This is a genomic window from Vreelandella piezotolerans (assembly GCF_012427705.1).
GTDB lineage: Bacteria > Pseudomonadota > Gammaproteobacteria > Pseudomonadales > Halomonadaceae > Vreelandella > Vreelandella piezotolerans.
In genome coordinates this window covers 3043097-3066733 of record NZ_CP048602.1, presented here as the reverse complement: position 1 = coordinate 3066733, position 23637 = coordinate 3043097, and the positions used below count along the sequence as shown (strand labels likewise).

Genomic DNA, 23637 nt, shown 5'->3' with positions numbered 1-23637 from the left:
GCGGTCGCTAGATGTAGAAAGGGTGCGGTATGTAACCGCACCCCTTCGTTCACGCTTGCGTTAAACGCCTGTCAACGGGACTAGTCGTTGAAGCGCAGGCTATACACGTAAGCGGCGACGAGATGGACGCGTTCCTCACCGATATACGCTGCCTGGGCAGGCATGTGGCCGTTACGGCCGTTACGCAGCGTTTGACGAATCGAGTCGGCCACACTTTGGCCTGGGGCCAAGTAGAGCCACACGTCGTCGGTCAGGTTCGGCGCACCAAGCGCAGTGTTCCCCGTGCCGCTGGGCGTGTGGCACGCCGCACAGGCGGCCAGGAAGGTACTTTCACCACTGGCAGCGCGCTCGGCGTCATGCTCCTCACCGGAGAGTGACAGCACGTACTGAGTCAGGTTTTCGATGTTGTTCTCACCGAGCTGCTGCCAGGACGGCATCAGGCCGTTACGGCCGTTGTTCAGCGTGGTCAGAATGTTCTCGGGTTCGCCACCGTAAAGCCAGTCATCGTCGGTCAGGTTGGGGAAGCCGTAGCCGCCTTGGGCGTTCGAGCCGTGACACACGGCACAGTTGTTCAGGAAGATACGCTCGGCCACCTGCATGGCGTCACCATCACGCGCCAGCTCGGGGATGGGCACTTCCTGATACTGAGCAAAAATGGGCGTGAAGCGCTCTTCGGCCTCGGCCACTTCCTCTTCCCACTGACTCTCCTGGGACCAGCCCAGGATACCGGCATAGTTACCCAGGCCGGGGTAGAGCACCAAGTAGCCGAGCGCAAACACCACGGTCAAGATGAAGAGTTTGAACCACCACTGTGGCAGCGGGTTGTCATACTCTTCGATGCCATCAGCTGCGTGGCCAGTGGTCTCGACATTGCCATCGGCGTCTGGGGTTTTGTCGGTGCGGCGGTTGGCTAGCAAAATCCAAACGCTTAGCGCGATCGTGCCCAGTGTGATGACGATGATCCAGGCGCTCCAGAAGCTGGATAGGGAGTCACCCCATAAATTATTCATCTATTCTTATCTCCCCTGTCGTGGCGGGAATCCGCTTCGTGTTTGGTCGAAGCATGCTTGTCACGGGTCGGCTGCTCATCATCGTCGGCAAAGGGCAGGTTAGCCGCTTCGTCGAAGTCTGGCTTGCGTCGCTTCGAGTAGGCCCAGAAAAAGATGCCAATAAAAGCGAAGATCAAAATCAGCGTGATCAGGCCGCGGAAAGTTCCCGTATCCATAACTTAACGTGTGCCCTCGAGCACGGTTCCTAACTGTTGTAAATAGGCGACCAGGGCAGTGATTTCCTGGGTGCCGCGTACGTCAGCGGTAGCATTGGCGATGTCCTCATCGGTGTAGGGCACGCCGAGCTGACGCAGGGTGCGCATTTTATCCGGTGTGGCTTCGCCGTCGAGGGTACGCTCAAACAGCCAGGGGTAGGCTGGCATGATCGATTCTGGCACCACATCGCGCGGGTTGTAGAGGTGGGCTCGGTGCCAATCATCACTGTAACGACCGCCTACGCGCGCCAGGTCTGGCCCAGTGCGCTTGGAGCCCCACAGGAAATTGTGCTCATACACCTGCTCGCCGGCAACGTTGTAGTGGCCGTAGCGCTCGGTCTCGGCGCGGAAGGGGCGGACCATCTGTGAGTGGCAGCCCACGCACCCTTCGCGGCGGTAGATATCGCGACCTTCCAATTCGAGCGCCGTCAGCGGGCGTAGCCCTTCGACCGGCTCGGTAGTTTGTTTTTGGAAGAACAGCGGAACGACTTCGGCCAAACCGGCAAAGCTGATCACGACCAGGATCAATACGGCGAGTAGGCCAACGTTCTTTTCGACAATCTCGTGTTTCATTGGTCTTAACTTCCCCGGTTTAGGCGGCTTGTGGCGCAGTGAGGCCAATGGCTTCGCGGCGCTTCACGGTCATATACACGTTGAAGGCCATCAAGAGCATACCGGTTACCCAGAAAAGGCCACCCACCATGCGCACGAAATAGCCTGGGCCGCTGGCCTCGACCGATTCCACGAAGGTGTACATTAGCGTGCCGTCAGCATTGATGGCGCGCCACATTAGGCCCTGCATGATGCCGTTGACCCACATGGCGGCAATGTAGAGTACGGTGCCAATGGTCGCTAGCCAGAAGTGCACGGCAATCAGGTTGACGGAGTACATTTCGGTGCGGCCAAACAGACGCGGGATCAGATGGTACATGGAGCCGATGGTGATCATCGCTACCCAGCCCAGTGCGCCTGAGTGGACGTGACCGATGGTCCAGTCAGTGTAGTGCGATAGCGCGTTGACGGTCTTGATCGCCATCATCGGGCCTTCGAACGTCGACATGCCGTAGAACGACAGCGCGACGACCAAAAAGCGCAGGGTCGGATCGGTGCGCAGCTTATGCCAAGCGCCCGACAGGGTCATCATACCGTTGATCATGCCGCCCCAAGACGGTGCCAGCAGAATGATCGACATGATCATGCCCAGCGACTGCGCCCAGTTCGGCAGTGCGGTGTAGTGTAGGTGGTGCGGGCCCGCCCACATGTAGATCATGATCAGCGCCCAGAAGTGGACGATGGACAAACGATAAGAGTAGATCGGACGCTCAGCCTGCTTGGGTACGAAGTAGTACATCATGCCCAGGAAGCCCGCCGTCAGAAAGAAGCCCACCGCGTTGTGGCCGTACCACCACTGCACCATGGCGTCGACGGCACCGGCATAAATGGAGGTGGAGTACATGGGCGTGACGGGGATCGCGGCGTTGTTCACGATGTGCAGAACGCCAACCGTTAAAATGAACGCAGCAAAGAACCAGTTGGCCACATAGATATGCGACGTGGTGCGCTTTTTGATCGTCATCAAGAACACGATCGCATAACTGATCCACACCACCGCCAGCAGGATGTTGATCGGCCATTCGAGCTCTGCGTACTCTTTGGTCGTGGTGTAGCCCAGCGGTAAAGAGACTACCGCCGACAGGATCACCGCTTGCCACCCCCAAAAGGTGAATGCTGCGAGCTTGTCAGAGAACAGGCGAGTCTGACAGGTACGCTGCACGACGTAGTAAGACGTCGCAAAGAGCGCTGAACCACCAAAGGCGAAAATAACGGCGTTAGTGTGTAACGGACGAAGACGCCCGAAGCTCGTCCAAGGTAGGCCGAGGTTGAGTTGCGGCCAGACCAGCTGGGAGGCAAGGATAACGCCAAGCGTCATACCTACGATGCCCCACACAACGGTCATAATCGCGAACTGCCGAACTACCTTGTAATTGTAGGTCGGGTGTTCCAATGCTGTGCTCATTTCATGTTCCCATCGAACGCGGTTAGGGGGTAACCCGTGGCATTTTGCAATCGCACGCTGCCATCGCATTGTGCACGGGTGCGGCCACCCGCTTGATGATGCAGGTCAAGATCCGGCCTAGATTCTATCGCAGCCGCGCCCTAAGCTGAACACGCCAATGGATGTAACGCTGAATTATTAGGAGAGCAGGGTGTCGTACTACGCCGATCATGGTTTCGAGGCTGTCGCTCCAAATGACCTGAAGGCACGGCCCGCTAGCCCCGCAGTTCAGCGGTTCGTCGTGGAGGGTGTTGGACCGGTGAGCGTTTCGGGAATGCCCGTAGGGGGAAGAATTCTTCTGGCCCATGGTGCTGGTGCAGGTCACCTGTCCGATTTCATGCGGCAATTTGCCGCGATGCTGGTTAGCCAAGGGCTTCAAGTCTGGGCCATCGACTTTCCTTATATGCAGCAGATGAGCGAGCAAGCGAAACGTCGGCCTCCACCGCCCGTGGCGACATCTGTCGATCATTTTGCCGCTTGGTATGACTTGCTCGCGCCGCTGCACGATACGCCGCTTTGGTTGGGAGGGAAATCGATGGGCGGTCGAGTGGCCTCGCTGCTTGCCACCCAATATCCTTGCGCAGGCGTCATCGCAGCAGGCTATCCATTTCATCCTCCCAAAAAGCCTGAGTCACTTCGCACCGGCCACTTTTCTCATCTCTCGGTGCCCATGCTCATTCTACAAGGTGAGCGTGACCCATTCGGCACGCGTGAAGAGGTAGCCTGTTATGCGTTACCTGACTCGCTACGCATTCATTGGCTCACCGATGGTGACCATGACTTTAAGCCGCGACGACGTTCTGGCGTCAATCAACAGGTTTTGATTGACGAAGCCGCCATAGTTGCGGCATCCTTCGTCCGCGCTCAGTAAGCGGTTGCCTTGAGTAGGTGCAGCACACTGGTTTAAATCAAAAATTTAAACACGATGTGTTGACATTCAAGCAGGCTTCTGTAGAATGCAGCGCCACGTGACCAGCGGGTGGTTAGCTCAGTTGGGAGAGCACCAGCCTTACAAGCTGGGGGTCACTGGTTCGAACCCAGTACCACCCACCACTTATTTGGTGCCCTGGAAACGTAACGCAGTTAATGATGCATTAGTGGACCGGTAGTTCAGTCGGTTAGAATGCCGGCCTGTCACGCCGGAGGTCGCGAGTTCGAGTCTCGTCCGGTCCGCCATCATCATATAAGCCTGCAGTTGGTTATCGCTATTCGGACCGGTAGTTCAGTCGGTTAGAATGCCGGCCTGTCACGCCGGAGGTCGCGAGTTCGAGTCTCGTCCGGTCCGCCACGATAACTTGATAAGTAGCAATATTGATAAGCAATGAGCTTTCAGTATTTCGGGTGGTTAGCTCAGTTGGGAGAGCACCAGCCTTACAAGCTGGGGGTCACTGGTTCGAACCCAGTACCACCCACCATTCAGTTTCACATTTATGCGCCCCTGAACCGCTTAAATTGTTTGTTGAATGGTTATGTGTCTTATAGTGGACCGGTAGTTCAGTCGGTTAGAATGCCGGCCTGTCACGCCGGAGGTCGCGAGTTCGAGTCTCGTCCGGTCCGCCATTAAGCACTCATCGGCAATCGTTTGATAAAGCCGAACAAATTCCCAAAAGCCCGAATCTATGATTCGGGCTTTTTTATTGCGTGTACACCACACGTTAACGAACAGCGTGCAGTCAATGCGCTGCACGCTGCTGTTACTGACTAGGTAAGCGTTAGGCGATCGCGCTGACGCCTGCTTTGGCAATTTGCACGTCTTGATCTGGCTTGACGCCAGAGATGCCGACAGCGCCGACGACGTGACCATCCACGATGATCGGCACGCCGCCAGATAGCAGACCCTGTAGCGGTGCAGAGACAAACGCCGTACGGCCACCGTTAATCATCTCTTCAAACACTTGCGTCTCCTTACGACCCAGGGCCGCGCTACGCGCTTTTTGGGTAGCAACATCGGCGCTGAACGGGGCAGCACCGTCTAAACGGCGCAGTGCCAGTAGGTGGCCACCATCGTCAGTAACGGCAATGGTGACCGGCCAGCCGTTGTTGTCAGCTTCTTTCTGGGCAGCGTCGAGAACTTGGATAACGTCGGCTTGGCCTAAAACAGCTTTGGTTTGCATCGAAGATTCCTTTTTGTCATCGGGGGTGAAGCGAGGCGCACGACGGTTAGCGTTGTGCCGAGCGCCGCAAGTGTTAGAGGTTTATACCAGGGCAGCGTCCACGACTTCCACCCAGTGACGTACCGGCGTTCGGTTGGCGCTGGCGAGATGCGTCTGACAGCCGATGTTGGCGGTCACGATCACCTCAGGGTTGCCTGCCTCCAGCGCATTCAGCTTGTTATCGCGCAGCTGAGTGGCGAGCTCTGGCTGTGTGACCGAGTAGGTGCCTGCTGAGCCGCAGCACAGGTGAGCATCTTTCACGGGCGTTAGTGCAAAGCCGAGTTTGCTAAGCACGCCTTCCACTGCGCCGTTGAGTTTCTGGGCGTGCTGCAGCGTGCAGGGGCAGTGGAAGGCTAGGCGCTGGTGCTCTTTAAGCTGCAGCGCCTCGAGCGGCTCGTCGCGCAGTATTTCGACGATATCCTTCGCCAGTGCGCTGACTTTTTTGGCCTTTTCAGCGTAGGCGGGGTCGTCCTTGAGCATGTCGGCATACTCTTTGACGAACGCGCCGCAGCCGCTGGCGGTTTGTACGATGGCTTCGGCGCCCTGCTCGATTTGCGGCCACCAGGCATCGATGTTGGCGCGCATCCGCTCGCGGCCCGCCTCTTGGGCATTGAGGTGGAAGTCGATAGCACCACAGCAGCCAGCTTCACTAATCGGTGTGACGCTAATGCCCAAACGGTCGAGCAGGCGCGCCGTGGCTGCGTTGGTGTTGGGCGACAGGCCGGGCTGCACACAGCCTTCTAGAATCAACACCTTGCGGGCATGGCGCTGGCTGTTGGGTCGCTGGCCTGCATCGACCGGTGCGGGCGGCATTTTGCTACGCAGTTTGCCGGGCACTAGAGGCTTGAAGGTTTGCCCTAGCGTTAGTAGCGCTTTGAAGCGTTTCGGGTCCACCAGCATTTTGCGCAGCGCATAGCGCTGGGCGCGCTCGGCGGCTGGTCGCGGCACGCGGCGGTCGATTTCGGCGCGGCCAATGTCCAAAAGTTTGTGGTACTCCACGCCAGAGGGGCAGGTCGTCTCACAGTTGCGGCAGGTTAGGCAACGGTCGAGGTGAAGACGAGTCTCTTCGGTGACTTGGTCATCGTCATCGCGGCTCTCCAGCAACTCTTTCATCAAGTAGATGCGCCCGCGCGGTCCGTCTCGCTCATCGCCCAGTAGCTGATAGGTAGGGCAGGTGGCGTTACAAAAGCCGCAGTGTACGCAGGTGCGCAGAATGCGCTCGGCTTCCTGGATATGCGGTTTCTGGCGGTCGGCATCGGTAAAGTGCGTCTGCATGTCAGCTCTCCTGATTAAAATGCCGCATAAAGACGACCAGGGTTGAAAATGCCGTGGGCATCCAGCTCGGCCTTCAGGTTGCGATGGTACTTCTCGACCACAGGATTCAGTGGCGTAAAGGGTGACTCTGCACCCCCTTGGGCATGCGGGGTATAGCAGGTAGCGTGGCCACCGGCCTTCTGGCATGCATCGCGCAGCGTGTCTGCGGGTAGTGCGGTTTTCACCCAGCGTTGGCTGCCGCCCCAATCATAGAAGATATCGCTTTCATCAACGGCGAGTTCTAGCGCTGGGGTATGGGGCGGTAGCGAGAGGCGCCACAGTGCTTGCTCTTCATTGAGGCTGAAAAAGCCATGCTGCTGGTCACGCAGCTGCTGCCAGAAATCCGCAGATAGTTCTTCACCGCCTAGGCGCTCTTTGGTGGCCTTGACGGAGCTTTCACCGCCTTCCAACCGAATAAAAAGCTCGCCTGCGTGCCATGCCGCAGCGGTGATGGGCAATGGCTGGCGGCCAAGCTCAGAGAGCTTCGCTAAGGCATCTTGCAAGCCCATGTCAAGGCGCAGGCTGTGGCTGGCGGTGGGAATGGGCAGCACCTTAAACGAGATATCGGCCAGCACGCCCAGCGTGCCCTGGGCACCTGCCATCATGCGGGACAGGTCATAGCCCGCCACGTTTTTCATGACTTCGCCGCCAAAGCGCAGCAGTTTGCCCTCTTGGGTAATCACTCGAGTGCCCAGGACAAAATCCCGTGCGGCACCTGCCCAAGGGCGACGAGGGCCGGACATACCGGTGGCCACCGCGCCGCCAATGGTGCTGGCGTCGCCAAAAATGGGCGGCTCGAAAGGCAGCATCTGATGTTTTTCTGCCAGCGCCGCGTTCAGCGCGCTCAGGCGGGTGCCTGCCCGAACCGTGACGACGAGTTCTATAGGGTCGTAAGAGACGATGCCGCTATGGGCAGCGACGCTGAGTTCCGTGCCTTCCACCGGACGACCATAAAAGGCCCGGGTATTGCCCCCCACGATGCGCAGCGGAGTGCGGTCGTGGTAGGCGCTGCGAACCTGTTCGCTCAGCTCAATGGCAATGTCTCGGTCGGCAGCGTGTATCGCTAGTTCGGTCATGGTGGTTCCTTATAGCATCAGAAGCGTGGCAGCTCCGGATGCGGTAACTCGTTGTTATGCACATGCATCGCGCCAAATTCGGCACAGCGCGCCAGGGTTGGAATGTTTTTCCCTGGGTTGAGCAGCCGTTTGGGGTCGAACGCCGCTTTCAGCGCGTGGAAGACCGTCAGCTCATCGGGCTGGAACTGGCTGCACATCTGGTTGATTTTTTCGCGACCTACGCCATGCTCGCCGGTAATCGAGCCACCGGCGGCCACGCATAGCTCCAGGATCTTGCCGCCTACGTCTTCCGCCAGGGCAAGCTGACCCTCTTTGTTGGCATCGAACAGGATCAGCGGGTGCATATTGCCGTCACCCGCGTGGAAGACGTTGGCCACGGGCAGGCCGCTCTCTTCTGAAAGTGCGGCAATGCCTTTCAACACGCGCGGCAGCTCGCGGCGGGGAATGGTGCCATCCATGCAGTAGTAGTCCGGCGACATGCGGCCTACGGCAGGGAAGGCATTCTTGCGCCCGGCCCAGAACTTGGCGCGCTCGGCTTCGTCACGTGCCTGTTGAATGTTAGTGGCGCCAGCCTTTTCCAGTACGCGGCGCACGGTCTCGCAGTCGTCGTCCACGTCGGCTTCCACACCATCCAGCTCACAGAGCAGAATGGCTTCGGCCTCCACGGGGTAGCCTGCCTTGATGAAATCTTCCGCCGCTTTGATGGCGAGCTTATCCATCATTTCCAGGCCACCGGGGATAATGCCTGCGGCAATGATGTCGCCCACCGCGCGGCCCGCTTTTTCCACATCATCGAAGCTGGCCATCAATACCTTGGCGGTTTCCGGTTTGGGCAGCAGCTTCACGGTAATTTCCGTGACCACGCCTAGCATGCCTTCTGACCCGTTCATCAAAGCCAGAAGGTCGAAACCGGGGGCATCCAGGGCTTCAGAGCCCAGCGTCATACGTTCGCCTTCAATGGTCAGGACATCCACGCGCATGACGTTATGCACGGTAAGACCATACTTCAGACAGTGCACGCCGCCTGCATTTTCAGCCACGTTGCCGCCAATCGAGCAGGCAATTTGTGAGGAGGGGTCCGGGGCGTAGTAGAGCCCGTAAGGGGCGGCCGCCTCTGAAATGGCAAGATTGCGCACTCCTGGTTGCACGCGGGCAATGCGAGCATCAGGATCAACGCTGATGATCTGGTTGAACCGCGACATGACCAGCAGCACGCCCTGTTCGAGCGGTAGCGCACCGCCGGACAGGCCGGTGCCTGCGCCGCGGGTAACCACCGGTACGCCCAGCGCGTGGCAGCGCTTCAACAGGCCTTCGACCTGTTCCAGCGTTTCCGGTAGCGCCACCAACATGGGCAGCACGCGATAGGCGGCGAGGCCATCGCACTCGAAAGGACGTAAATCTTCCTCGCGATGCAATAGCGTCAAAGAGGGGACAGCGCCTTGCAGGTCGCTGAGTACGTCAGCTTTATCACGGTGGACAAGCTCGCCATCGAGGCGCTCGTCGAAAAGGATATTCATAACGACATCCCTAAGTTTTTATCATTAAAAGTAACGGTAGCGTTGCTTTACCATGGCGCTCAATTTGAGCTTTTTTTGTGCGCCTGTCTAGGTTGTGGTGCAATGGTCTGACCAGTAATTGGTCGATAGTAGGGCGGTGGTAAGTTTGAAGAAGAGCCTGAATGACTTGGTCTTACCCAGTTGAGATGGCCAATTGATCCAAGGGAGCGGCGTATGGCGTTTAGCAGAGACGATATCTCCATGGGGCGGCGCACGCCCGAGCATGTGGCTGCTCGCCTGGAAGAGTTGATACTGGAAGGTGTTTTTCGGCCTGGGCAGTTGCTGCCTTCCGAGCGGCGTCTGTGCGAACGACTAGGCGTTTCGCGGGCTTCGCTGCGGGAAGGGCTGCGCATTCTGCGCAGTAAAGCCATTATCAATACCCGCCAGGGTCACGGCTCGACCGTGGCGTCGCTGCTCCCCATGCACCAGCAAAGCCCGCTGATGCACCTGTTTAACGACCATCCGCGTACCCTGTTTGATTTGCTCGAAGTGCGTGCCTTATTGGAGGGAGAATCCGCCTATCTGGCCGCACGGCGGGGAACATCGATGGATCGAGTATTGATCACTCGCCGCTACCGCGAAATGGCGGCGTATGCTGCTGCCTCGCCAGATGAGTTAGAGGTAGAGCATCTGGCTCGACTAGACCATGCGTTTCACCTCGCCATTTCGCAAGCTTCCCATAACCCGGTTTTGGTGCATACCTTACAGAGTTTGACCGATTTGCTGCTCAGCTCCGTGTTTGCTTCGGTAAAGCATCTCTACCATCGGCCTGGTCCTCGCGAGATGATCAATCAGCAGCACGCTCGGCTGCATGAGTCGGTGGTAAGTGGTGATGCCGAGCAGGCGCGACAGATTGCGTTGGAACACTTGACCAGTATCAGCGAGCTACTTCGTGAGCTAGAAGCGGAGCATGATCGTTTAGAGCGTTCAGCAATGCGCCTCGAACAGTGGCAATAGCAGGTTAAGCGTTGGCCGCACTCAGGCTGTCATCCTCAATGACGCCTGCCAAGGTGGCCACTTCCAGCTTGTTGCACAGGTGGTCGCGTAAAATTTGCCCAAGTCGTTTACTGTCGCGCTGCTCGAGCGCGGAGATCATGTTCTCGTGATCTTGAACGGCTTGGCTCCAAAATTTTTGGGTCATTTTTTTCGAGTAGCGCACTCGCTTTACGCGCTGACTGAGGTTGCTGTACATCTCTTGCAACACCTCATTACGCGAAGCGGCCAAAATGCTTTCATGGATCTGCTGGTTGATCTCGAAATAAGTGGCCAGATCTCGATGGCGATAGTGTTCGAGCATGGCATCGTGTAAGGCACGTATAGCCGCAATTTCAGCGTCGCTGATGTGCTGGCAGGCGAGCTCGCCGGACAAACCTTCCAATGCTGCCATTAAGTCGTAGGTATCTTTCACTTTTTTGAACGTCAAGCGCACCACCCGCGCACCTCGATTGGGCAGCAGCTCGATAAGCCCCTCTGTGGCCAGCACCTTGAGTGCTTCTCGAAGCGGCGTGCGTGATACGCCGAACCGTTCGCAAAGCTGCTTTTCTGAGATCCGCTCACCCGGGGCCAGTTCACCGTGCTCAATCAGCTCACCAATGCGGTCAGCGACTTCACGATAAAGATTACGCTGTAAAATTTTCGTCATTGTTCTGTCCCTTCTTGTGTATCCGCTTGGTATCCACCAAGCGACGGGTGCCGCTTTGTAAACACCATTTGAACACAAAGCCATACGCTTATATTGGCGACTCTTTGTATGATTCGCAAAAGTAATTATGAATTCAATTGTAGCAAGTCGAGCTATGCTAGATAGGCGGCAGTGACCCAACTGCTCCCCATAACAATCAATAACCATGTAGGAGCCAATGTATGGCAATGAATATTTTCATGTGTAGCGTTCAGTTGAGTCGAGAGCAGGCCAGAGCCATCTTAGACGGGGCGAGGGCACGGGCGAGAAAAGTCGGTCTTCCGCCTCTCACGCTGGTAGTGCTGGATGGAGGTGGCCATGTGGTGGCTGCCGAGCGTGAAGATGGCTGCGCGCCACTACGTTTTCCGGTGGCTCAGGGAAAAGCACACGCCGCACTGGGTATGGGCATTGCCAGCGGCATTATTGGGGAACGCAATATCGAACGCCCTGCGTTTCTTGCTAGCGTTGCAGCGGCTTCGAAAGGGCATTTTGTGCCGGTGGCGGGAGGCGTGCCTATTCTTGATGGAGAGCAATGTGTCATAGGTGCCGTGGGGGTGAGTGGCGCTTCGTCAGAAGAGGATCAGCAAGTCGCCATTGCCGGTATCAAAGCGGCCGATTTGCACTGGGGGTTAGCGCCCGGTGGCGAAGAGCATTAGGCCAACGAGGTGGTCGTTCAAGCAGGCAGCGTTCGTCGAACGCTGCTTTTTTTATGTCATCACTTTTTTAAATGCTAGGTGTATCAGTAAGTTGACGCTTAGGAGGCTGCTTCAAGACGAAAGTTTAATACCTAATTTTGAATTTTGAATTCAAATTGAAATGGTGAAGACCCAACAACAACAACGGTTCACTTGGAGTACCCCATGAAATTTATCAAGACTGCGCTAGCGGCAGCTGCCGTTACCTTCGGGCTACACGCATCGGTTGCCAGCGCTAACCTCGAGGTGAGGCTTGGCCACGTCGGTGGGCCTGGCTCGCTGTTTGAAATTACTGCTAACCGCTTTGCTGAGCTGGCCAATGAACGCTTGGACGGCGCTGCCGAAGTGAATGTCTATGGCAATAGCCAGTTAGGTAGCGACGAGTCCATGATGCGTCGTCTGCGTCTTGGTTCGCTCGATCTTGCGATTCCCTCAACGGTCATGAGCTCAGAAGCCGAGCAGTTTGCACTGTTTGAAATGCCTTATCTGATTGAGGATCGCGAGCACATGAAACGCGTTCGCGATGAAGTCGTCCGTGGCCCGCTCTATGAGGCGGCCCAAGCCAAGGGCTTTAACATTATTGCCGTGTGGGAAAATGGCTTCCGCCAAATCACCAATAACGTACGCCCTATTACCACTCCTGAAGATCTTGGCGGCATCAAATTACGCACCCCGAGCGGTGTTTGGCGGATAGAGATGTTCCGCAGCTATGGTGCCGCGCCTTCTCCCATGTCGCTCTCCGAAGTATTCGTGGCCCTGCAGACAGGAGCCATGGATGGTCAAGAGAACCCGCTGATTCAAACCTACTCCTCGCGTTTTCACGAAGTGCAAGACTATCTCTCTATTTCCAATCACGTTTATACCCCCGCCTATTTAACCGCCGGTGCCAGTTGGAATCGCCTACCTGACGATGTCCGTAACGTGCTGCAGGAAGTCGCTCTTGAACTCGAAGACTTTGCTCTGGAAGAGGGGCAGCGTCTGGATGATGAGACGTTGGTTCTGATGCGTGATGCGGGAATGGAAGTGAACGAAGTAGACTTCGATGCCTTCGTGGCCGCCTCTCAGTCCATTTATGACACCTTTGCCAATGATGTCGAAGGCGGCCAGGAAATGCTGGATGCCGTCGCTGCCCTGCGCGAATAACCAAGCCATCATCTCGAAGCGGCGTTCCACCTCTTTGGAGGTGGGCGTCTCTTCCTAAAGGAGGTTTCAATGAGCGCTTATACCAAATTCAAGAATGCTTACTTTGCATTTCTTGAAGGTATCGTTGTGGTGTTGGTGATTGCGTTAGCGGGGGTGGTCACCATTGGCTTCGTTTCTCGCTATTTAGGTTCTCCGTTGAGTTGGTATGACGAATTGGCGGCCGTTCTATTGGCTTGGGTAACGTATTACGGGGCGGCTTTGGCGGCCGCTAAAGGGGCTCACATTACATGTCCTAGTGTACTGAATATGTGTCCGCCCTCCATTCGTGTGCCAGTCGCATTACTCGCCGAAGCGATCACCATTGGTTTTTTCATATTTCTGGGGCTGGCGAGCTATCAAGTCATGCTGATTCTCGACGGCATGAACATGGTGAGTCTGCCGGCTATTTCCATGCAAGTGGTGCAGTCGGCCATTCCCATTGCATCGGTGCTGTTCATCATCGCGGAGCTGCTACGGCTACCCGACATAGTGAGAAGTGCCCGCGGAAAAGGCTTCATCGACCACGAGCTTGAAGAGGCCGGTATCGATGCCGACGACATTGAAGCCGTTAGCACCCAGCCGCGAGGATAAGTAACCATCATGATCATTCTCTATATCTTCATTGCACTGATTGCGCTGATCTTGATCAATGTGCCGGTGGCGGTCGCTCTGGCATTGGTGGGGACGATCGCCACCTTCATTACCTACGGCAGCATGGCGATGCCGACGGTGGGTATGACGATGTTCGAGGGGGCAACCAACTTTCCGTTGATTGCCATCCCGCTGTTCATTCTGGCAGGTGCCATCATGAACGCCTCCAGCATCTCGCGACGCTTGATCGATCTGGCCATGGCCATGGTGGGGTTCATCAAGGGTGGCCTGTCGATGGTGACCATCGGTGCGTCGGTGTTCTTTGCCGAAATTTCCGGGTCATCGGTGGCGGGCGTGTCGGCGATTGGCAGTATCTTGATTCCTGCCATGCGCAAGAAGGGGTACTCCAAAGAGTTTGCCGCCTCGATTTCCTCTTCGGCGGCCAGTCTGGCAATTATCCTTCCGCCTTCCATACCCATGATTCTGTACGCGGTCATGTCGGGGGAGTCGGTCGTTCAGATGTTCGTGGCCGGTATCTTTCCTGGCCTGCTGGGGGCGATGGGCTTGGCGGCCATGTGCTACTACCTGGCGCGTAAGTACAACTTCCCCTCTGAAGGTCGTTTCCGGGTGTCGCAACTCTGGAAGGCACTGAAAGAGGCCGTTTGGGCGCTGTTGATTCCGGTCATCATTCTGGGTGGGATTTTCGGCGGCTTCGTGACGGCGACGGAGGGTGCTGCGCTGGCAGTGTGTGTCGCCATCTTCATCAGTGCGGTGGTCTATCGCGAGTTTACCCTCAAGAACTTCATCGACTCGTGCAAAAGCGCTGGTGTGCAAACTGCCGTCGTCATGCTGCTCGTGGCGGCGTCTGCGGTGGTGGGCGGGTATCTGACCGAAACCCGTATTCCTCAGGCCATTGCTTTGCAAATCAGCGACCTGACCAGCAACAAGTATGTGATCCTGGCACTGCTGAACATCATCTTCCTGATTCTCGGTGTGTTCCTGCACTCGGCAGCCGCCATCATTCTGGTCGTCCCTATCGTGCTGCCGCTGGTACTGGAAGTGGGTATCGACCCGCTGCACTTCGGTCTGATCGTCACGCTGAACCTGGCCATTGGGCAGCAGACCCCGCCGGTTGCCAGCGTATTGATTGCCTCCTGCTCCATTGCGAAATCAGACATCTGGGCCACGTCCAGAACCAATCTCTGGTTCATTGCCGTACTGTTCACGATTTTGATGATCAATACCTACATTCCTGCCTTTGCCCTGGCATTGGTCAACTTCATCTACGGATAAGGGGTGCTCCATGACACAGCAACGACAAGCACCCACCACTGAGAGTGTGCGCTTCGAGGTGAAAGACGGTGTGGCCTGGTTAGGGTTCAACCGTCCGCAAAGCCGCAATGCCATGACGTGGGAAATGTACAACGCCTTGGAGTACTACTGCGACACGTTAGCCGACGATACCGATATCCACGCTCTGGTGCTTCACGGTGTCGGCGGAGACGCCTTCGTGGCGGGTACCGACATCACCCAGTTTGCACATTTTGCGGAAGCGGAGGATGCCATTGGCTACGAGCGGCGCATCGACCGCGTGGTGGGAAAGCTGGAAACCTTTCCGAAACCCACGCTGGCGCTGATCGATGGGGCCTGTGTAGGCGGCGGCGCGGCGTTGGCGCTGGTATGTGATTTTCGCTATGCCACCGACACGCTGAAATTTGGCGTGCCCATTGCCAAGACGCTGGGCAACACGCTCTCCATTACCAACGTGTCTCGGCTGGTGGATATGGTCGGTATCCCGCGCACGAAAGAAGTGTTGATGATGGCGAAACTGGTGACGGCAGAAGAGGCGCTGGGCGCGGGTTTGGTCAATCAGCTGTTCGATGGGGCGGATATCTACGCCGAAGTCGCCACCATTGCCGCCGAATTTGCCAAATATGCACCCCTGACCCTGCAGGCCAGCAAGGCGCTGATCAATCGCGTGCAGGCCCAGCGGCGGCTCCCGGCCGATGCCAGCGACGATTGGGTGGCCACTTGCTACCTGAGCCAGGATTTCTCGGCAGCGGTGAACAAATTCGTCAATAAAACGCCTTTTGAGTGGCGCGGCCAGTAAGGCTGCCGCTCTGCTCAGTAGATGCCTATCACAGGCTTGAGGAGGAAAGCGCATGCTTCCTTTACAAGATATAAAAGTCCTCGATGTGTCACAAATCATGGCTGGCCCTTACTGCACCATGGTGCTAGCGGATATGGGGGCCGAGGTCATCAAGGTAGAGAAACTCAATGGCGGTGATGACAGCCGTCAGATGGGGCCATACGTGAACGGCGAGTCGACCTGCTTTTCGCAAATCAACCGCAACAAGAAAAGCATTTCACTCAACCTGAAAGACGAGCGTGCCCGCCAGATCTTTTATCGACTGGCAGCCGATGCGGATGTCATCGTCGAGAACTATCGGCCGGGGGTCACCCAGTCACTGTCGATCGACTACGACACCATCAAAGCCATCAACCCAGGTATCGTTTACTGCTCCATTTCGGGGTATGGCCAAACCGGGCCCTACAGCCACAGAGGCGGATTCGATCTGGTGGCGCAGGGAATGACCGGGCTGATGTCGATGACCGGCGAAGCCGGGCGGCGCCCGCTAAAAACCGGTATCGCGGTCTACGACATTGGCGGTGGCATCACGGCGGTCTATTCGATTTTGGCCGCCCACATCCACAAGATGAAGACGGGGGAAGGGCAGCATATCGATATCGCCATTACCGAATGCGGGTTGCCCTGGTTTACCTGGGAAGCGGCGGCTTACTTCTCTGAAGGCACCGTGCCTGGCCCCACTGGCTGGCGCCATCGGGTGTCTGCGCCTTATCAGGCGGTGAAGGCCAAGGATGGTTATTTGATGCTGGGCTGCGCCAACCAACGAACCTGGGAGCGGTTTTGCGGCGATGTATTGAAACGTCCCGCACTGATGGAAGACCCCCGCTTTCTGACCAACTATGACCGTGGCCAGCATGTGGATGAACTGGAGGCGCTGCTCGAAGAGCTGATGGCCCACCAGACCGTCGATGAGTGGCTGACACTCTGCGATACCGCAGGCGTACCGGCAGGCCCCATCAATGACTTTGCCCAGGCCATGCAGGATGAGCACTACTTGGCCCGTGGCATGGTGGAGGAGATGGACCATCCGGTGATCGGCAAAATGAAAACCATCGGCTTTCCCAGCAAGTTCTCACGCACACCTGCTCAGATCCGCTCTTCAGCACCGCTCTTTGCTCAGCATACCGACGAGGTGCTCGAGCAATTGGGCCTGTCGGATGAAGAGCGTGACACACTGCGTGCCGAAGGGTGCATAAAGTAGTTTTTTTAAAAATACAGTTTGAATTCATTATCCAATTTTGTGCCGTGCTGTTTCGCGACAACCGCCTCAAAACAACAATAGGAAGCGACATCATGTTGAAACTCGATTTTCACCCCTCCGGTCGTCATTTTCTGCAGATTCCTGGCCCATCGCCGGTGCCCGACCGCATCCTGCGCGCCATGAGCCTGCCAACGATCGATCACCGCGGGCCAGAGTTCGGCGCGCTGGGCCGCGAACTGCTGGCCAAGACCAAGCAGGTATTCAAGACCGAGCACCCGGTAGTGATCTACCCCGCCTCAGGCACGGGCGCATGGGAGGCGGCGCTTGCCAACACCATGTCGCCTGGCGACCGGGTGCTGATGTTCGAAACAGGCCACTTCGCTACGCTGTGGCACAAGATGGCGCTGCGTCTGGATCTAACGCCGGAATTCATTGGTCTGCCGGGGTATGAAGGCTGGCGCCAAGGCGTGCAGGCCGAGATGATCAAAGAGCGGCTAAAAGACGACCCTGACCACGAGATCAAAGCGGTCTGTGTGGTGCACAACGAAACTTCCACGGGGGTCACCAGTGACATCGCTGAGGTTCGTCGCGCCATCGATGAGGCCAATCATCCGGCCTTATTGATTGTGGATACCATTTCCGGGTTGGCCAGTGCCGATTACCGCCACGATGAGTGGGGCGTGGATGTCACGGTGTCCGGCTCACAAAAGGGCCTGATGCTGCCACCGGGCATCAGCTTCAATGCGCTCTCACCCAAAGCGATCAAGGTGAGCAAACAGGCCAAGCTGCCCAAGAGTTTCTGGGCCTGGGATGAAATCCTGGAAGCCAACCAGAACGGCTATTGGCCCTATACCCCCAGCACCAACTTGCTGTACGGCCTTAACGAGGCGCTCGACATGCTGCTGGATGAGGGTATGCCACAGGTACTGGCCCGCCACCAGCGCTGGGCGGCAGGGGTGCGTGCGGCGGTACAAGCGTGGGGCTTGGAGATTCAGTGCCAGGACCCCGCGCTGTACTCCCCGGTACTCACCGGGGTGGTGATGCCGGAAGGCGTGGATGCGGATGCCGTGCGCAAGATCATCTATGAGCGTTTTGACCTGTCGCTGGGAATGGGCCTTGGCAAGGCGAAAGGCAAGATGTTCCGGATCGGGCACCTGGGGGATTGCAACGACTTGACCCTGATTGCCACGCTGGGCGGCTGCGAAGCGGGCATGAAGCTGGCAGGCGTTTCACTGCGCGGCAGCGGTGTCTTGGCAGCGTTGGAGTACTTCGCGGCAAACCCGTTGCAAGCGTCAAGCGACCATCAGGCGCGTTAAAAAGGGGAGAAGTGTCATGACGTCACTGACCAGCCAACCTGCGCCTAGAGATGCCAAGATCAAGCCGATCAGCGGTCTGGCTGAACGGCTTTCACGAGAGCTCACAGGCGATGTCTTATTTGATCAGGCGACTCGGGGGCGTTATGCCACTGACGCATCCATTTATCAGGTAACCCCCGTGGGCGTGATACTCCCACGCCATCAGGAAGATTTGAAAATTGCCCTGGACATTGCCCGTGACGCCCACGTGCCGGTGTTGGCACGTGGGGCAGGCACCAGCCAGTGTGGTCAAACCGTGGGTGAGGCATTGGTCATCGATACCACGCGCTGGCTGAACCAAGTGGTGGAGTTCGACCCCGACGCACGCACCGTGGTGGTGGAGCCAGGCATGGTGCTGGATCATCTCAATGCTTGGCTCAAGCCCCATGGGCTATGGTATCCGGTGGATGTCTCCACCAGTGCCCAGTGCACCATTGGCGGCATGGCAGGCAACAACTCCTGCGGGTCGCGCTCTATTTACTACGGCAACATGGTGCACAACGTCGAGGGCATCGAAGCCACGCTGGCCGATGGATGCGACGTGAATTTCAGCTTTGTAGATGGGTTCGCTGAGGGCACAAGAGAACACCAACTTGCCCAGCAGGTAAAAGCCATTGCCGAGCGGGTCGGCCATGATATTCGCGACCACTTTCCCAAAGTGTTGCGTCGCGTGGGGGGCTATAACCTCGACCTGTTCGACTGCCAAAACCCTATCCCCTATGACCCGAATGGGCGGGCGAATTTAGCGCACTTGCTTATCGGCTCTGAAGGGACGCTCGGGGTAAGCCGCCGTATCAAGCTGAAGCTGTCGCCGCTCCCCGAACAAAAAGTGCTGGGGGTCGTCAACTTCCCCACGTTCTATCAAGCCATGGATTTTACCCAGCATATCGTCAAGCTGGGGCCGATGGCAGTCGAACTCGTCGACCGCACGATGATCGAGCTCTCGCTTGAGAATCCGGCGTTCAGGCCGGTGATCGAAAAAGCGCTGATCGGCAAGCCGGAAGCCATTTTGCTGGTGGAGTTTGCCGGGCAAGACCGAGATGCCCAGCTTGAAGCGTTACGCCGCTTGAATGAGTTGATGAGTGATTTAGGACTGCCCGGCAGCGTGGTGAATATGCCGGAGGCGGCCGAGCAGAAAGCGCTGTGGAACGTGCGCAAGGCTGGGCTCAATATCATGATGAGCATGAAAGGCGATGGTAAGCCGGTCTCCTTCATCGAAGATTGCGCCGTTCCTCTCGAGCACCTTGCCGAGTACACCGCAAAGCTCACCGAGGTATTCAATCGCTATGGCACAGAGGGCACCTGGTACGCCCATGCGGGGGTCGGCACGCTACACGTTCGCCCCATTCTGGACATGCGCCGCGACGGGGCGCAAAAAATGCGTGAAATCGCAGAGCTGGCCTCTGCGCTGGTACGTGAGTACAAGGGCGCGTACTCGGGTGAGCACGGCGACGGTATTTGCCGTGGCGAGTGGGTTGCTTGGCAGTTTGGCGAGACCATCAATGACGCTTTCCGCGAAGTGAAACAGCTCTTTGATCCGCAGAACCTGCTCAATCCTGGAAAAATCGTCGATACCCCGAAAATGGATGACGAGCGCTACTTCCGTTTTCCGTCCACCTATCAGCGTATTCCGATGACACCGGTATTCGATTGGTCCTCCTGGAACGTGAAGCGAGATCCGCTCACGGGTGAGCAAACGCCTCCTGGCAGTGCCGGAGACACGACCCATGGCTTGGCCATGGCGGTCGAGATGTGCAACAACAACGGCCACTGTCGCAAGTTCGATGCAGGCACCATGTGCCCAAGCTACCGCATCACCAAAGAGGAGCAGCACCTGACCCGAGGTAGAGCAAACACGCTTCGACAGGTGCTCTCGGGGCAGTTGGGGGATGAAGGACTCGCCAGCGATGAGGTGAAAGAAGCGCTGGACCTATGCGTTTCTTGTAAAGGCTGCAAACGCGACTGCCCCACGGGCGTTGATATGGCCAAGTTCAAGATCGAAGCGCGGGCGGCCCGGGTGCGCGCCAAAGGCCTCACGTTGCGTGATCGCATGGTTGGCGAAATGCCCCGTTACGCCCCTTGGGCTAGCCGGTTCTCAGGTTTGGTGAACGGTATCGAACGGGCTCCCTGGCTGGCGAAGCGCATCAAGCAGGCGCTCAAGCTCGCCCCGCAAAGAGCGCTCCCCGCGTTTAACGGCAACTTCCTGGCGACGGCGGCCTCTTCGTCAATCGCTAAGAGGCCAATTGCAGAGAGGCCAATTGCAGAGAAAGAAGTCCTGCTGTTTGTGGATACCTTCAATAACTATATGGAGGCCGACAATGCCTCCGCCGCCAAGCGAGTGCTGGAGGCCGCTGGTTATCAGGTTCATCTTAACGTGACCCAAGGTCAGCGGCCGCTCTGCTGTGGCCGCACCTACCTCTCTTCGGGCCAGTTCGAGAAAGCCAAGGCCGAGGCACAGCGCACGCTGGATTTCCTGATGCCGTTCGTGGAGCGTGGCGTGGCCGTGGTGGGGTTGGAGCCCTCGTGTTTGCTCAGCATGCGTGATGAATTCTTGCAGTATGGCTTTGGCGAACAGGCGCAGGCATTGTCGGAAGCTGCCTATCTGTTTGAGGAGTTTTTGCTACATGCTCACTCGACAGGAGCGCTGTCGTTAACGCTCAAGCCCATGGAAGGCCAGCGCGTGATGCTGCATGGCCACTGCCACCAGAAAGCGTTTGATGCGTTGCGTCCGGTAGAACAAGTGGTGAGCTGGATTCCTGGCGTGGCGGTCGAGACGATCGAGTCGTCCTGCTGCGGCATGGCAGGCAGTTTTGGCTACGAAGCCGAACACTACGAAGCCTCGATGAAAATGGCAGAGCTGACGCTGTTGCCTGCCGTGCGAAGCGCGAATGAGCAGGCGGTGTTGGTGGCCGATGGCACCAGCTGTCGCCATCAAATTCAGGATGGCAGCGGACGCCAAGCGATTCACGTTGCTCGCCTGCTGGCGCAAGCGCTAGCCTGATAGCGACAACCAACAAAAGGAGCGTTACGTGGCCATCTATCAATTTGGCGAGCATCAGCCCGCTATTCATGAAGACGTATACATTGCCGACACGGCGGACGTTATCGGTCAGGTTACCCTGAAGGCTCGCGCCAGCGTGTGGTATCAAGCCGTACTGCGCGGCGACAGCGACCATCTGGACATCGGTGAAGAGAGCAACATTCAAGATGGCGCCGTGCTGCACGCGGACCCCGGCTACCCGCTGAAGGTGGGAAAGGGGGTGACCGTCGGGCACCAGGCGATGCTGCATGGCTGTACCGTAGGGGATGGCTGTTTGATCGGCATTCAGGCGGTAGTGCTCAACGGCGCCGTGATTGGCGAGAACAGCTTGGTAGGCGCGGGGGCCTTCATCAAGGAAGGGGCGGTATTTCCGCCAAACTCGTTGATCGTCGGCTCACCCGCCAAAGTGGTCAGAGAGCTGACGGCGGAGGCGGTGGAGGCACTGAAGCTCAATGCGCAAAGCTATGTGATTCGAGGCCAGCAGCATGCAACGACTCTGAAGCGGATTGGTTGAGGTGAGTAAGTCGTAAAAAATTTACCCCCAGGCAATGCCTGGGGGTAAATCGTTTTACGGGGTTGAGAAGAGGACTACATCAACGGATCTGTCACCCCTAAAACATAAAACGCAATCATCGCGATAACGCCGGTGAATACCAGGTAGTAGATGGTCGGAATGATCGTTTTACGAATGGTGGTACCTTCGCGTCCCAAGAGACCAACGGTCGCTGATGCTGCCACCACGTTGTGAATAGCGATCATGTTACCTGCCGCAGCACCAACGGCTTGCAGTGCCACCATCATGGCCGTTGATAGTCCCAGTGTTTCAGCGATGCTGAATTGGAATTCTGCCAGCATGAGGTTAGACACCGTATTGGAGCCCGCAATGAAAGCCCCCATTGCCCCGACGGCAGGCGCAAAGAACGGGTAGATACCGCCCACACCGTTAGCCACCGCTTGCGCCATCATGACCGGCATCGAGACTAAGTCGGCACCGTTAACACCAGAGTTGATCAGAATCCGCACCATCGGCACGGTAAAGATCAGTACGAAACCAGCTCCGAAAATGGTCTTGGTGGACTCGGAGACTGCTGCGCTCATCTGGCGAGGGTTCATCTTATGCAGGAAGTAAGTGATGAATACGACGGCTAGGATGATGCCGCCCGGCAGATAAAGTGGTTGAACGCCACCGCTCACGCCTGCTTCGCCAAAGATGTTGGCCCAGTTCAGGTTAACCGAGGTCAACGCCGCCCGCAGTGGCTCGATGGTACGAGAGGCCACCAGGAACAGTGCTAGCAGTACATAGGGTACCCAGCCTTTGAAGGTGGACATCGGGGCTTTACCGGCCACATCGTCGAGCTTGATTTGCAGATTACCGATCCACTCATCAGGCCACGAGGTCGATTCAGGGAAGTCCCAGGTCTCTTTGGGCAGCAGGAAGCCTTTACGAGCAGCAGGCACCACGATGGCCAAGCCCACCATTGCCCCAATCATGGAGGGGAACTCCGGGCCAAGCAGTACGCCTACTAGCATGTAGGGCACCACGAAAGAGACACCCGTGAAGATGGCAAACGGTGCAATCGAGAGCCCCTCTTTCCAAGAGCGGTTGGCACCGAAGAAGCGCACCATTACCAGCACGAGGATTAGCGGCATCAAAATACCCACGATACCGTGGGTGATCGCCACCGAACTGGTCACCTGTTGAAAAAACACGTCCCAGGTGGAGCCGTTCGCTTCCAGCTGAGCAGTAATGTCAGCACGGTTCAAGCCGCTGCCGACACCCACGACGATTGGCGTGCCCACAGCGCCAAACGATACCGGCGTGGATTGAATCATCATGCCCACGACCACCGCGGCTAGCGCCGGGAAGCCCAGCGCTACCATCAGCGGAGCGGCGACAGCCGCCGGTGTGCCGAAACCGGAGGCGCCTTCGATGAAGCAACCAAACAGCCAAGCAACGATCAACGCCTGTACGCGGCGGTCAGGGCTGATGCCCGAGAAGCCGTTACGGATCGCGGTAATGCCTCCCGAGTGCTTGAGCGTGTTGAGCAGCAAGATGGCGCCGAAGATAATCCACAATAGACCAGCGGTTTGGATAAGACCCTGTACCGTGGATGCCGCCACGCGGCTAAACGACATATCCCAGGCGGTCAGACCAATGATGGCTGCCGTGAGGAAGACAATTGGCATCGCTATTTTGGCCGGAATCTTAAAGCCTATGAGCAATATTCCGGCTAGCAACAGCGGCAGAAACGCCAGAAGAGCGAGTATAGATTCATTCATGGGAGGAACGGCCCCTTGTTATTGATTTGGTATGCTCCGCGAAA

Annotated in this window: 21 protein-coding genes and 5 tRNA genes; 16 read left to right on the top strand and 10 right to left on the bottom strand. The window is 57.2% G+C overall.

Translation table 11 applies throughout. The features are described 5' to 3' along the window. Nucleotides 1-80 precede the first annotated feature (80 nt). The 4 genes from ccoP to ccoN are packed head-to-tail and all read right to left on the bottom strand — an operon-like array spanning nucleotide 81 to nucleotide 3281. Nucleotides 81-1010 (bottom strand): cytochrome-c oxidase, cbb3-type subunit III, encoded by a 930-nt coding sequence (gene ccoP, locus GYM47_RS14075; RefSeq protein WP_139526388.1) that lies wholly within the window; start codon nucleotides 1008-1010, stop codon nucleotides 81-83. After that, entirely contained in the window at nucleotides 1007-1225 is a 219-nt protein-coding gene (locus GYM47_RS14070) for a cbb3-type cytochrome oxidase subunit 3 (protein ID WP_139526389.1), read from the bottom strand. Before GYM47_RS14070 ends, ccoP begins: the two co-directional genes overlap by 4 nt. Nucleotides 1226-1228: 3 nt before the next feature. Then, nucleotides 1229-1837 carry a cytochrome-c oxidase, cbb3-type subunit II gene (gene ccoO, locus GYM47_RS14065; protein ID WP_153842519.1) on the bottom strand — a complete coding sequence of 203 codons (609 nt, stop codon included), beginning with the start codon at nucleotides 1835-1837 and terminating at the stop codon, nucleotides 1229-1231. Between the two features lie 19 nt (nucleotides 1838-1856). Beyond that, on the bottom strand, nucleotides 1857-3281 hold the full coding sequence (gene ccoN / locus GYM47_RS14060) for a cytochrome-c oxidase, cbb3-type subunit I (protein ID WP_139526391.1): 1425 nt from the start codon (nucleotides 3279-3281) through the stop codon (nucleotides 1857-1859). 190 nt (nucleotides 3282-3471) lie between these two features. Here ccoN and GYM47_RS14055 point away from each other — a divergent pair, with 190 nt between their 5' ends. The 6 genes from GYM47_RS14055 (at nucleotide 3472) to GYM47_RS14030 (ending at nucleotide 4880) form a co-directional block, all read left to right on the top strand. Beyond that, nucleotides 3472-4191: an alpha/beta fold hydrolase gene (locus tag GYM47_RS14055; RefSeq protein ID WP_153842520.1), complete on the top strand. Its 720-nt coding sequence runs from the start codon at nucleotides 3472-3474 to the stop codon at nucleotides 4189-4191. A gap of 106 nt (nucleotides 4192-4297) precedes the next feature. Beyond that, a tRNA-Val gene (locus GYM47_RS14050) sits at nucleotides 4298-4373 on the top strand. Between the two features lie 46 nt (nucleotides 4374-4419). After that, nucleotides 4420-4496: transfer RNA gene (locus tag GYM47_RS14045), tRNA-Asp, on the top strand. Nucleotides 4497-4531: 35 nt separating this feature from the next. Then, nucleotides 4532-4608 (top strand) — tRNA-Asp (locus GYM47_RS14040). A gap of 51 nt (nucleotides 4609-4659) precedes the next feature. Then, nucleotides 4660-4735, top strand: a tRNA-Val gene (locus tag GYM47_RS14035). Between the two features lie 68 nt (nucleotides 4736-4803). Continuing rightward, nucleotides 4804-4880: transfer RNA gene (locus GYM47_RS14030), tRNA-Asp, on the top strand. A 152-nt stretch (nucleotides 4881-5032) separates the two neighbouring features. Here GYM47_RS14030 and GYM47_RS14025 read toward each other — a convergent pair. The 4 genes from GYM47_RS14025 to glcD form a co-directional block, all read right to left on the bottom strand. Beyond that, entirely contained in the window at nucleotides 5033-5434 is a 402-nt protein-coding gene (locus GYM47_RS14025; RefSeq protein WP_139526393.1) for a GlcG/HbpS family heme-binding protein, read from the bottom strand. A gap of 81 nt (nucleotides 5435-5515) precedes the next feature. Beyond that, a complete protein-coding gene (gene glcF, locus GYM47_RS14020; protein WP_139526394.1) occupies nucleotides 5516-6748 on the bottom strand; it encodes a glycolate oxidase subunit GlcF in 1233 nt (410 codons plus the stop codon). Nucleotides 6749-6762: 14 nt separating this feature from the next. Further along, nucleotides 6763-7863: a glycolate oxidase subunit GlcE gene (gene glcE, locus GYM47_RS14015; protein WP_139526395.1), complete on the bottom strand. Its 1101-nt coding sequence runs from the start codon at nucleotides 7861-7863 to the stop codon at nucleotides 6763-6765. A gap of 17 nt (nucleotides 7864-7880) precedes the next feature. After that, nucleotides 7881-9380 (bottom strand): glycolate oxidase subunit GlcD, encoded by a 1500-nt coding sequence (gene glcD, locus GYM47_RS14010; RefSeq protein WP_153842521.1) that lies wholly within the window; start codon nucleotides 9378-9380, stop codon nucleotides 7881-7883. Between the two features lie 213 nt (nucleotides 9381-9593). Here glcD and glcC point away from each other — a divergent pair, with 213 nt between their 5' ends. After that, nucleotides 9594-10376: a transcriptional regulator GlcC gene (glcC, locus tag GYM47_RS14005; protein WP_139526397.1), complete on the top strand. Its 783-nt coding sequence runs from the start codon at nucleotides 9594-9596 to the stop codon at nucleotides 10374-10376. Between the two features lie 4 nt (nucleotides 10377-10380). On the opposite strand, the gene GYM47_RS14000 is transcribed toward glcC, so the two are convergent. Next, nucleotides 10381-11061 (bottom strand): GntR family transcriptional regulator, encoded by a 681-nt coding sequence (locus tag GYM47_RS14000; protein ID WP_139526398.1) that lies wholly within the window; start codon nucleotides 11059-11061, stop codon nucleotides 10381-10383. A 221-nt stretch (nucleotides 11062-11282) separates the two neighbouring features. Between GYM47_RS14000 and GYM47_RS13995 the strand changes: the two genes are divergently transcribed. The 9 genes from GYM47_RS13995 (at nucleotide 11283) to GYM47_RS13955 (ending at nucleotide 21827) form a co-directional block, all read left to right on the top strand. Continuing rightward, nucleotides 11283-11756 (top strand): GlcG/HbpS family heme-binding protein, encoded by a 474-nt coding sequence (locus GYM47_RS13995; protein WP_153842522.1) that lies wholly within the window; start codon nucleotides 11283-11285, stop codon nucleotides 11754-11756. Nucleotides 11757-11960: 204 nt separating this feature from the next. Beyond that, nucleotides 11961-12938 carry a TRAP transporter substrate-binding protein gene (locus tag GYM47_RS13990; RefSeq protein WP_139526400.1) on the top strand — a complete coding sequence of 326 codons (978 nt, stop codon included), beginning with the start codon at nucleotides 11961-11963 and terminating at the stop codon, nucleotides 12936-12938. 69 nt (nucleotides 12939-13007) lie between these two features. Continuing rightward, complete coding sequence (locus GYM47_RS13985) at nucleotides 13008-13568, top strand: TRAP transporter small permease (RefSeq protein WP_139526401.1); 561 nt, start codon at nucleotides 13008-13010, stop codon at nucleotides 13566-13568. Nucleotides 13569-13577: 9 nt separating this feature from the next. Next, complete coding sequence (locus GYM47_RS13980) at nucleotides 13578-14861, top strand: TRAP transporter large permease (RefSeq protein WP_176558224.1); 1284 nt, start codon at nucleotides 13578-13580, stop codon at nucleotides 14859-14861. Between the two features lie 10 nt (nucleotides 14862-14871). Continuing rightward, nucleotides 14872-15678: an enoyl-CoA hydratase gene (locus tag GYM47_RS13975; RefSeq protein ID WP_153842523.1), complete on the top strand. Its 807-nt coding sequence runs from the start codon at nucleotides 14872-14874 to the stop codon at nucleotides 15676-15678. Between the two features lie 52 nt (nucleotides 15679-15730). Further along, nucleotides 15731-16918, top strand: coding sequence for a CaiB/BaiF CoA transferase family protein (locus GYM47_RS13970; protein WP_153842524.1), 1188 nt, complete (start codon nucleotides 15731-15733; stop codon nucleotides 16916-16918). A gap of 92 nt (nucleotides 16919-17010) precedes the next feature. Then, a complete protein-coding gene (locus GYM47_RS13965; RefSeq protein ID WP_153842525.1) occupies nucleotides 17011-18234 on the top strand; it encodes a pyridoxal-phosphate-dependent aminotransferase family protein in 1224 nt (407 codons plus the stop codon). A gap of 16 nt (nucleotides 18235-18250) precedes the next feature. Then, nucleotides 18251-21274 (top strand): FAD-binding and (Fe-S)-binding domain-containing protein, encoded by a 3024-nt coding sequence (locus tag GYM47_RS13960; RefSeq protein WP_153842526.1) that lies wholly within the window; start codon nucleotides 18251-18253, stop codon nucleotides 21272-21274. Between the two features lie 28 nt (nucleotides 21275-21302). Continuing rightward, nucleotides 21303-21827, top strand: coding sequence for a gamma carbonic anhydrase family protein (locus GYM47_RS13955; protein WP_153842527.1), 525 nt, complete (start codon nucleotides 21303-21305; stop codon nucleotides 21825-21827). 74 nt (nucleotides 21828-21901) lie between these two features. Here the strand turns inward: GYM47_RS13955 and GYM47_RS13950 are convergent, their stop codons facing one another. Beyond that, nucleotides 21902-23593: an L-lactate permease gene (locus GYM47_RS13950; RefSeq protein ID WP_139526407.1), complete on the bottom strand. Its 1692-nt coding sequence runs from the start codon at nucleotides 23591-23593 to the stop codon at nucleotides 21902-21904. Nucleotides 23594-23637 lie beyond the last annotated feature (44 nt).

Excerpts from the sequence above, each read along its gene's own strand:
- GYM47_RS14025 (WP_139526393.1), bottom strand. The coding sequence starts at position 5,434 with ATGCAAACCAAAGCTGTTTTAGGCCAAGCCGACGTTATCCAAGTTCTC.
- glcF (WP_139526394.1), bottom strand. The coding sequence starts at position 6,748 with ATGCAGACGCACTTTACCGATGCCGACCGCCAGAAACCGCATATCCAG.
- GYM47_RS14000 (WP_139526398.1), bottom strand. The coding sequence starts at position 11,061 with ATGACGAAAATTTTACAGCGTAATCTTTATCGTGAAGTCGCTGACCGC.
- GYM47_RS13985 (WP_139526401.1), top strand. The coding sequence starts at position 13,008 with ATGAGCGCTTATACCAAATTCAAGAATGCTTACTTTGCATTTCTTGAA.
- glcC (WP_139526397.1), top strand. The coding sequence starts at position 9,594 with ATGGCGTTTAGCAGAGACGATATCTCCATGGGGCGGCGCACGCCCGAG.
- GYM47_RS13960 (WP_153842526.1), top strand. The coding sequence starts at position 18,251 with ATGACGTCACTGACCAGCCAACCTGCGCCTAGAGATGCCAAGATCAAG.
- GYM47_RS13950 (WP_139526407.1), bottom strand. The coding sequence starts at position 23,593 with ATGAATGAATCTATACTCGCTCTTCTGGCGTTTCTGCCGCTGTTGCTA.
- ccoP (WP_139526388.1), bottom strand. The coding sequence starts at position 1,010 with ATGAATAATTTATGGGGTGACTCCCTATCCAGCTTCTGGAGCGCCTGG.
- ccoO (WP_153842519.1), bottom strand. The coding sequence starts at position 1,837 with ATGAAACACGAGATTGTCGAAAAGAACGTTGGCCTACTCGCCGTATTG.
- GYM47_RS13970 (WP_153842524.1), top strand. The coding sequence starts at position 15,731 with ATGCTTCCTTTACAAGATATAAAAGTCCTCGATGTGTCACAAATCATG.
- GYM47_RS14070 (WP_139526389.1), bottom strand. The coding sequence starts at position 1,225 with ATGGATACGGGAACTTTCCGCGGCCTGATCACGCTGATTTTGATCTTC.
- glcE (WP_139526395.1), bottom strand. The coding sequence starts at position 7,863 with ATGACCGAACTAGCGATACACGCTGCCGACCGAGACATTGCCATTGAG.
- GYM47_RS13995 (WP_153842522.1), top strand. The coding sequence starts at position 11,283 with ATGGCAATGAATATTTTCATGTGTAGCGTTCAGTTGAGTCGAGAGCAG.
- ccoN (WP_139526391.1), bottom strand. The coding sequence starts at position 3,281 with ATGAGCACAGCATTGGAACACCCGACCTACAATTACAAGGTAGTTCGG.
- GYM47_RS13965 (WP_153842525.1), top strand. The coding sequence starts at position 17,011 with ATGTTGAAACTCGATTTTCACCCCTCCGGTCGTCATTTTCTGCAGATT.
- GYM47_RS13980 (WP_176558224.1), top strand. The coding sequence starts at position 13,578 with ATGATCATTCTCTATATCTTCATTGCACTGATTGCGCTGATCTTGATC.
- GYM47_RS13975 (WP_153842523.1), top strand. The coding sequence starts at position 14,872 with ATGACACAGCAACGACAAGCACCCACCACTGAGAGTGTGCGCTTCGAG.
- GYM47_RS13990 (WP_139526400.1), top strand. The coding sequence starts at position 11,961 with ATGAAATTTATCAAGACTGCGCTAGCGGCAGCTGCCGTTACCTTCGGG.
- glcD (WP_153842521.1), bottom strand. The coding sequence starts at position 9,380 with ATGAATATCCTTTTCGACGAGCGCCTCGATGGCGAGCTTGTCCACCGT.